The sequence below is a fragment of the Micromonospora trifolii genome, assembly GCF_022229005.1.
In the GTDB taxonomy this organism is placed as follows: Bacteria; Actinomycetota; Actinomycetes; order Mycobacteriales; family Micromonosporaceae; genus Micromonospora; species Micromonospora trifolii.
Genome location: NZ_JAKKFD010000075.1, coordinates 25,773 through 34,366, shown reverse-complemented (window position 1 = coordinate 34,366; position 8,594 = coordinate 25,773). Strand labels below are relative to the sequence as shown.

The window sequence follows — 8,594 nt, the reverse complement described above, 5'->3', positions numbered from 1 at the left end:
CCGCGCCGCCCCGCCCCGCCCCGCCCCGCCCCGCCCCGCCCCCGTCGATCATGGAGTTGTGGTGGGCAACAGCTCCACGTGTGCCCCTTGTGCGAGGCACCACAACTCCATGATCGACCCAGGCCGGGTCGGACGCGTCGGCGATCTTGCAGTTTCGGTTGTCGAGATGGGTCGAATGTTCTTTATGTCGCTACAGAAAGTGCAAGATCGCGGGGTTCAGGGGGTTCGTTCGGCGATCAGCTCGTCGTCGTCCATGGCACCAGTGGGGTGGAAGCCCAGGGAGGTGTAGAGGGCTGCGGCCGGGGTGTTGTCGGGGTGGTACGACAGGCGGACCGGGGGGTTGCCGTCCCGGGCGGCCAGCCAGGGGGCCAGCGTCTGCACGGTCGCGCGGCCGACGCCCTGGGCCTGCTCGGCGGCGTCGATCAGCATCCCGCCGATCCAGTGCGAGCCGTCGTCGTCCACGCCCCACATGACGTGGCCGACGACGGTCTCGTCGGCGTACACCGCGAGTGAGTTCCACACCTCGGAGCGCATGCTGAGCAGCAGATAACGCGCGCCGAGCGCGGCCACGAACCGGCGCTGGTCGTCGCGCGGGGCGACATCAGCCACCGCACGCCAGTTGTCGTCGTCGACCGGCCGCAGCGTCACTCGCCGCCCGGCCCGGTCATCATGTCCAACGTCGATCATCGGGGCAGCCTAGGTGCGGTCAGAGCCGCGCCGCGACCAGGTTTCGCCCCGGACGGGCCCGGCCGGTCAGTCGAGCAGGGCGTCCAGGCCGACGGTGAGGCCGGGGCGGTTGCGCACCGCGCGGACGGCCAGCAGCACACCCGGCATGAACGACACCCGGTCGTACGAGTCGTGCCGGATGGTCAGCGTCTCGCCGGTGCCGCCGAACAGCACCTCCTGGTGGGCGACCAGGCCGGTGGCGCGCACCGCGTGGACGCGTACCCCGTCGATCTCGGCTCCCCGCGCACCCGGCACCTCGTCCTTGGTGGCGTCCGGAACGGGCCCGAGCCCGGCCTCGGCACGGGCCCGGGCGATCTGCCGGGCGGTGTGGGTGGCGGTGCCGCTCGGTGCGTCCAGCTTGCGCGGGTGGTGCTGCTCGATGATCTCGACGGACTCGAAGTGTCGGGCGGCCCGCGCGGCGAACTGCATCATCAGCACCGCGCCGATGCCGAAGTTCGGGGCGATGACCACGCCCACCTCGGGCTTGTCGGCCAGCCAGCCGCGCACCTGCTCCAGCCGCTGCTCGGTGAAGCCGGTAGTGCCGACCACCGCGCTGATGCCCTGCTCGATGCACCACTGGAGGTTGTCCATGACGACGTCCGGCGTGGTGAAGTCGACGACCACCTCGGCGGCGGAGACGGAGGAGCGGCTGTCGCCCTGGTCGATCGCCGCGGTCAGGGCGAGATCGTCGGCGGCGTCGACCGCCTTGCAGACCTCGATGCCCATTCGGCCGCGCGCACCAAACACGCCGACCCGCAGCTGCTGGGCCGGGGTCCTTCCCTGCTCGTCAGTCACGGGGCACAACCTATCCCAATAGGGACGGGCCCTTCCGGCCGGATCCGCTGTGCTCCACCCGTCGGGACGCCCTACCGGGGTGCCTCGACCGGGCCGGGCGGCAGACCTCAGACCGTGAAGTCGCCGGCGCCGAACGGGCCCACAACGGCCAGCGACATCGGCCGGCTGAGCAGCTCGGCGGCGAGGACGTTCACGTCCTGCACTGTGACCTCGTCGACCCGGCGGAGCAGCTCGTCGACAGGCATCAGGTCGCCGTAGAGCAACTCACCCTTGGCCAGCCGGCTCATCCGGGAACCGGTGTCCTCCAGGCCGAGCACGAACGAGCCCTTGCTCATGCCCTTGCCCCGGGCCACCTCGGCCTCGGTCAACCCCTCGGCGGCCACCCGGGCCAGCTCGGCGCGGGTCAGGGCCAGCACCTCGTCCACCTTGCCCGGCGCGCAGCCGGCGTAGACGGCGAACAGGCCGGTGTCGGCGTACTGGCTGGCGTAGGAGTAGACCGAGTACGCGAGACCGCGCTGCTCGCGGATCTCCTGGAACAGGCGGCTGGACATGCCGCCGCCGAGCACGTTGTTGAGCACCCCGAGGGCGAAGCGCCGATCGTCGAGCCGGTCGATGCCGGGGCAGCCGAGGATGACGTGCGCCTGCTCGGTCTCCTTCGGCTCCACCACTGTGGTCACCGGCTTGGTGCGTACCGCCGGGGTCGCCGCGCGGTGCGGCGCCGGGCTGGCCGGGTCGCTGTCCAGTGGGGTGCCGCGCACGGCCTGACGGACCAGCTTGACCACCGCGGCGTGGTCGAGGTTGCCGGCGGCGGCGATGACGATCTGCGGCGCTGTGTAGCGACCCCGGTAGAAGGTCTGGATCTGCCGCCGGGTCATCGGGGTGACGGTCTCCGCGGTGCCGGAGATCAGCCGGCCCAGCGGGTGATCGCCGTAGACGGCCTGGACGAAGAGGTCGTGCACCTCGTCACCCGGCTCGTCGTCGTGCATGGCGATCTCCTCCAGGATCACGCCACGCTCGGTCTCGACGTCGGCCGGCTCCAACAGCGAGTCCGCGACCAGGTCACACATCACGTCGATCGCCAGCGGCAGGTCCTCGTCCAGCACGCGGGCGTAGTAGCAGGTGTATTCCTTCGTGGTGAAGGCGTTGGTCTCGCCACCCACCGCCTCGATCTGCGAGGAGATCTCCAGTGCGGTGCGCTTGTGGGTGCCCTTGAAGAGCAGGTGCTCGAGGAAGTGCGCGGCACCGGCCTGCGGGCCGGTCTCGTCACGCGAGCCGACCGCCACCCAGATGCCGAACGAGACGCTGCGCATCGCCGGAATCGCCTCGGTGAGGACGCGCAGACCGCTGGGCAGCACGGTACGACGTACCGTGCCGCCCAGCGGGTCGTCGCTGAGCGTCCGGGTCACCGCGCGGGCGGTGCCGCCGGAGCGGCCCGCCCCGGTGTCCCGGGCTCGACTCGATTGGCTGGCCTGCCAGCCGGAGGCCACCCCCCGTCGATCCGGTGGAAACGGCGCGCTGATGGCCCGACTCACGACTTGCTCCCGGTTCGACGAGGGGTGGGTGATGCGTTGTACGACTGTCAGCTGTGCCGGGTCCGGCGGCGCGGACGCTCGCCGCCCTCGCCACCCTCGCCGCCGCCGCCGTTGCCGCCGTTGCCGCCCTCGCCGCCGCGCTCCGGGCCACGCCCGCCACGGTCGCCGCCACGCTCACGGTCGCCGCGGTCACGCGGAGCCCGGTCGCCCCGGTCCCGACCAGCCGGCCGGTCGCCAGCGGCGGCCTCACCGGCGGCCGGAGCCTCGGTGCCCTCCGGGCGGACCTTGTCGAGGTAGATCTTGCCGCGGGCGTCGATGTCCGCGATCTCGACCTCGACCCGGTCACCGACGTTGAGGAAGTCCTCGACGCGCTCGACCCGCTTGCCGTCGCCCACCTTGGAGATGTGCAGCAGGCCGTCACGGCCCGGCAGGAGCGAGATGAACGCGCCGAACGCGGCGGTCTTGACCACGGTGCCGAGGAACCGCTCGCCCTGCTTCGGCAGCGTCGGGTTGGCGATGCCGTTGATCCGGTCGACGGCCGCCTGGGCCGACGGGCCGTTGGTCGCGCCGACGTAGATCGTGCCGTCGTCCTCGATGGAGATCTCGGCGCCGGTCTCGTCCTGGATCGCGTTGATGGTCTGCCCCTTCGGGCCGATCACCATGCCGATCTTGTCGACCGGGATCTTGACGGTGGTGACCCGCGGCGCGTAGTCGGACATCTCGGCCGGAGCCTCGATCGCCGCCTTCATGACCCCGAGGATGACCTGGCGGGCCTCGTTCGCCTGCTGCAGCGCGGAGGCCAGCACGTCCGACGGGATGCCGTTGAGCTTGGTGTCGAGCTGGAGCGCGGTGACGAACTCCGGCGTGCCGGCGACCTTGAAGTCCATGTCACCGAACGCGTCCTCGGCACCGAGGATGTCGGTCAGCGTCACGTACTGGGTCTTGCCGTCCACCTCGTCGGAGATGAGGCCCATCGCGATGCCGGCGACCGGCGCCTTCAGCGGAACACCCGCGGAGAGCAGGCCCAGCGTCGAGGCGCAGACCGAACCCATCGAGGTGGAACCGTTGGAGCCGAGCGCCTCCGACACCTGCCGGATGGCGTACGGGAACTCCTCGCGCGACGGCAGCACCGGGATCAGCGCGCGCTCGGCGAGGGCACCGTGACCGATCTCGCGACGCTTCGGCGAGCCGACCCGGCCGGTCTCACCGGTCGAGTACGGCGGGAAGTTGTAGTTGTGCATGTAGCGCTTGCGGTTCTCGGGGGACAGCGTGTCCACCATCTGCTCCATCCGGAGCATGTTCAGCGTGGTGACGCCCAGGATCTGGGTCTCGCCCCGCTCGAACAGCGCCGAACCGTGCACCCGGGGCAGTACGCCGACCTCGGCGGTCAGCGCCCGGATGTCACGCGGGCCACGCCCGTCCATGCGGACCTGCTCGCGCAGCACGCGGTTGCGCACCTCGGACTTGGTCAGCGACCGGAAGGCGGCGCTGAGCTCCTTCTCCCGACCCTCGAACCGAGCGCCCAACTCCTCGGCGACCCGGGCCTTGACCCGGTCCAGGGCCTCCTCGCGGTCGGCCTTGCCGGCGATGGTGATCGCCTCGGCGACCTCACCGCGAGCCAGCTCGGAGACGGCGTCGTACACGTCGTCCTGGTAGTCCAGGAAGACCGGGAACTCGGTGACCGGCTTGGCGGCGACCTCGGCCAGCTCGCTCTGCGCGCGGCACAGCTCACGAATCGCCGGCTTGGCGGCCTCCAGGCCGCTGGCGACGACCTCCTCGGTCGGGGCGGTGGCACCGGCCGAGATGAGGGCGACGGCGTTCGGGGTGGCCTCGGCCTCGACCATCATGATCGCGACGTCGCCGTCTTCGAGCGTGCGGCCGGCCACGACCATGTCGAAGGTGGCGCGAGCCAGCTCCTCCAGGGTCGGGAAGGCGACCCACTGGCCGTCGATGTGGGCGACGCGGGTCGCACCGATCGGGCCGGAGAACGGCAGGCCGGAGAGCTTGGTCGACATCGAGGCGGCGTTGATCGCCACGACGTCGTACGGGTGCTGCGGGTCGAGCGCGAGGATGGTCTCGACGACCTGGACCTCGTTGCGCAGGCCCTTGACGAAGGACGGGCGCAGCGGCCGGTCGATCAGCCGGCAGGTGAGGATCGCGTCCTCGCTGGGCCGACCCTCACGGCGGAAGAACGAGCCGGGGATGCGGCCCGCGGCGTACATCCGCTCCTCGACGTCGACGGTCAGCGGGAAGAAGTCGAACTGCTCCTTCGGGTGCTTACCGGCGGTCGTGGCGGAGAGAACGACCGTCTCGCCCAGCTGGGCGATGACGGAACCGGCGGCCTGGCGAGCCAGCCGACCGGTGGAGAAGGTGATCTCGCGGGTGCCGAAGGACCCGTTGTCGATCACGGCGGTGCGGGATTCGGTGCCGAGTTTGGTCTCGGTCATGTGCTGTCGTGCTCCTTCGCGTCGTGGGCCCACGACATCGGGGAGCTGCTCAGCCGGCCGGTCTTCGATCGAAGCGCCCGGGTGCCCGGCATGATGCCGGGGTTCCCGGGGGCCACTACCGGAGACCGGTACGCTGACCGGCTCCCTCTCGGGTGGTCGCGCGGCCCGTGTTTCCTTCAGGTGGGACGCGGTACGGGGGAGCGGCCGTCCGGCCACTCCCCCGTCACGTCACCGGCGCAGACCGAGCCGCTCGATGAGCGACCGGTAGCGGGCAATGTCCTTCTTCTGGACGTAGTTGAGCAACCGACGGCGCCGGCCGACCAGCAGCAGCAGCCCACGGCGGCTGTGGTGGTCGTGCTTGTGCACCTTCAGGTGCTCGGTCAGCTCGGCGATCCGCTTGGTGAGGACCGCTACCTGGACCTCCGGCGAACCGGTGTCGCCCTCGGCGGTCGCGTACTCCGCGCGGATGCTGGCCTTGGCTTCCTGATCGAGCGCCATGTTCTCCCTGTTTCGATGGGTTGATCAAGTGGGTGTCCGTCGTCCCGGTGGACCGGGAACGGACCGGTACCTCGCACCCGCGGCGTCGAGCAGGCACGCGAGGCCCCACGCCGGTCACCCGACGTCCCGGCAAGACTACCAGCACTCGCCGGTAACACCCGGCGAAGGGCCTCGGTGGCGGCCCGTCACCCCACCACGATCAGGCCAGTACGTGCCGGGTGCGCTCGACGTCCTGATTCATCTGGGCGATCAACGGCTCGATCGAGTCGTACCGGATCTGACCACGCAGGTGCGCCACGAAGTCCAGTGCCAGCCGCTCGCCGTACAGGTCGCCGGAGAAGTCCAGCGCGTACGCCTCCACCCGCCGCTCCCGGCCGGAGAAGGTCGGGTTGGTGCCCACTGACACCGCCGCCCGCAGCGGCTCGTGCTGGCCGCGGCGGATCAGCCGGGCCGCGTACACGCCGTCGGCGGGCACCGCCGCGTACCGGTGGCAGAGCAGGTTGGCGGTGGGGAAGCCCAGCTCCCGGCCCCGCTGGTCGCCGCGGACCACGACGCCCTCCACCCGGTGTGGGCGGCCCAGCGCGGCGGCCGCCGCGCCCACGTCGCCCGCGTCGACGCAGGACCGGATGTACGTGGAGGAGAAGACGGTGCCGGCCTCGGCGACCAGCGGGGCGCCCTCCACGCCGAAGCCGAACGTCTGACCCAGCCGCTCCAACAACGCCACGTCGCCGGCGGCCCGGTGCCCGAAGCGGAAGTTGCTGCCGACCACCACCAACGCCGCGTGCAGGTGCTCGACCAGGACGTCGTGCACGAACTGTTCGGCCGGCACCCGGGAGAACTCCGGGGTGAACGGCACCACGCAGAGGACGTCCACGCCGAGCGCCTCGATCAGCTCGGCCTTACGGGCCGGCTCGGTGAGCACCGCCGGGTGCGAACCGGGGCGGACCACCTCGGCCGGGTGCGGGTCGAAGGTGACCACCACCGACTGCACGCCCAATTCGCGGGCTCGGGCGACGGCGTGCCCGATCGTCGCCTGGTGCCCCTTGTGCACGCCGTCGAAGACGCCGATGGTGACCACCGAGCGTCCCCACCCGCCGGGCGCCGCGTCGTAGCCCCGCCACCGCTGCATGCCGTTCCTTTCTGCTGTCCCGCCGGCCGGCGGGTCGACACCGCCGGCTGCGGGCCGGCGGACCTGCGCTCCGCTGTCAGGCCGGGGCGAGCACGATCTCGGCGCGGGCCCGCCCGTCCCGCTCGCTGACGATAGCGATCAGACCGCCGGCCGGCCCGAAGACGGCGTACGGCCCGGTGAGGCCGGCCGCGTCCAGTGGCCCGCCGTGGGCGAGCACGCGGGCCTCGTCGGGCGTGGCCTCCCGGCGCGCGAAGAACCGGTCGGCCGCCGCGTCCAGTGGCAGGTTCACCACGTCCGGGGCGCGCTGCTCCAACTCGTCGAGGGTCGCCGCCTCGGCGAGGGTGAAGCCGCCCACCGCGGTGCGCCGCAGTGCCGTGAGGTGCCCGCCGACGCCGAGCGCCAGGCCGGCGTCCCGGGCGATGGCCCGGATGTACGTGCCGGAGGAGCAGGTCACGTCCACGTCCACGTCCACCACGTCCGGCTCGGTGCGGCGGATCGCCAGCACCTCCAGCCGGGAGATGGTGACCCGCCGTGCCGGCAGCTCGACGCTCTCCCCGTCGCGGACCCGCTTGTACGCCCGCTGCCCGTCGATCTTGATGGCGCTGACCGCGCTCGGCACCTGGTCGACCTCGCCGCTCAGCCCAGCCAGCATCGCCCGGATCGCGTCGTCGGTGACCTGGCCGGCCGGCACTGTGGCGGTCACGTCGCCCTCGGCGTCGTCGGTGACTGTGGTCTGGCCGAGCCGGATGGTGCCGGTGTAGCTCTTGCCGGCGCCGATCACGTAGGTCAGCAGACGGGTGGCCCGGCCGACACCGATCACCAGCACGCCGGTCGCCATCGGGTCGAGGGTGCCGCCGTGCCCGACCCGTCGGGTCTTCGCCAGTCGGCGGATGCGTGCCACCACGTCGTGCGACGTCATGCCGCCGGGCTTGTCGACCACGATCAGACCATCGGTGCTCACGTCGGCCAAGCCTGCCAGATGGCCAGTACTCCACGGTGCGTGGGCACGCCCGGCGTGACCCCAGCCTCCGTCCGAGGGCTGAGCCGGGTTTGTCGGGCCGGGGCGCCCATTCGGCTTTTTGTCAGAGGGGGACAGCCGGCCGACCTCCCCGGATGCGAAGATCATCCGCCCGTTGCCATCACCGTGAGATCAGGACTGCCGATGACCACCGATCGACCGCCGGGCCACGAGCACCGCGCTCGGGTCGACCTTCCGGACTGGATGCGGCATCCGACGCCGAAGCGGCGGACCCCGGCACGCTACGTCGACGACCTGATCGAGGCATGGCCGGCGCTGCGGGCCGCCCGCCGGGCGGTGTGGCACTGGCGCGGCCGGAGAAGATGGAGTCAGTCGCACCCGAACATCGTCGCCGTGCTGTCGTTCGTCGTGGCCGCCATCCTCGGGACCGCCCTGCTGACCGGCACCTACTACCTGCTCGCGCTGGCCGCCAGCGGCGGATACTGACG

At 71.6% G+C, this 8,594-nt stretch carries 8 protein-coding genes; 1 reads left to right on the top strand and 7 read right to left on the bottom strand.

What is annotated here, in order from left to right; genetic code table 11:
- Positions 1-216: 216 nt before the first annotated feature.
- The 7 genes from NIE79_RS32590 to truB form a co-directional block, all read right to left on the bottom strand.
- Complete coding sequence (locus tag NIE79_RS32590) at positions 217-687, bottom strand: GNAT family N-acetyltransferase (RefSeq protein WP_238682212.1); 471 nt, start codon at positions 685-687, stop codon at positions 217-219.
- Positions 688-753: 66 nt separating this feature from the next.
- Positions 754-1,521 carry a 4-hydroxy-tetrahydrodipicolinate reductase gene (gene dapB, locus NIE79_RS32585; protein WP_238682211.1) on the bottom strand — a complete coding sequence of 256 codons (768 nt, stop codon included), beginning with the start codon at positions 1,519-1,521 and terminating at the stop codon, positions 754-756.
- Positions 1,522-1,628: 107 nt separating this feature from the next.
- The gene (locus tag NIE79_RS32580; RefSeq protein ID WP_238682210.1) at positions 1,629-3,053 is read right to left on the bottom strand and encodes a M16 family metallopeptidase; all 1,425 of its coding nucleotides are present in this window, start codon (positions 3,051-3,053) and stop codon (positions 1,629-1,631) included.
- Between the two features lie 47 nt (positions 3,054-3,100).
- On the bottom strand, positions 3,101-5,500 hold the full coding sequence (locus NIE79_RS32575; protein ID WP_238682209.1) for a polyribonucleotide nucleotidyltransferase: 2,400 nt from the start codon (positions 5,498-5,500) through the stop codon (positions 3,101-3,103).
- 228 nt (positions 5,501-5,728) lie between these two features.
- The gene (gene rpsO, locus NIE79_RS32570; RefSeq protein ID WP_030337594.1) at positions 5,729-5,998 is read right to left on the bottom strand and encodes a 30S ribosomal protein S15; all 270 of its coding nucleotides are present in this window, start codon (positions 5,996-5,998) and stop codon (positions 5,729-5,731) included.
- Positions 5,999-6,197: 199 nt separating this feature from the next.
- Positions 6,198-7,127, bottom strand: a complete 930-nt coding sequence (locus tag NIE79_RS32565; RefSeq protein WP_238682208.1) for a bifunctional riboflavin kinase/FAD synthetase — start codon at positions 7,125-7,127, stop codon at positions 6,198-6,200.
- A gap of 76 nt (positions 7,128-7,203) precedes the next feature.
- Positions 7,204-8,088, bottom strand: a complete 885-nt coding sequence (truB, locus tag NIE79_RS32560; RefSeq protein WP_308193259.1) for a tRNA pseudouridine(55) synthase TruB — start codon at positions 8,086-8,088, stop codon at positions 7,204-7,206.
- 201 nt (positions 8,089-8,289) lie between these two features.
- Here truB and NIE79_RS32555 point away from each other — a divergent pair, with 201 nt between their 5' ends.
- The gene (locus tag NIE79_RS32555) at positions 8,290-8,592 is read left to right on the top strand and encodes a hypothetical protein (protein WP_238682207.1); all 303 of its coding nucleotides are present in this window, start codon (positions 8,290-8,292) and stop codon (positions 8,590-8,592) included.
- Positions 8,593-8,594 lie beyond the last annotated feature (2 nt).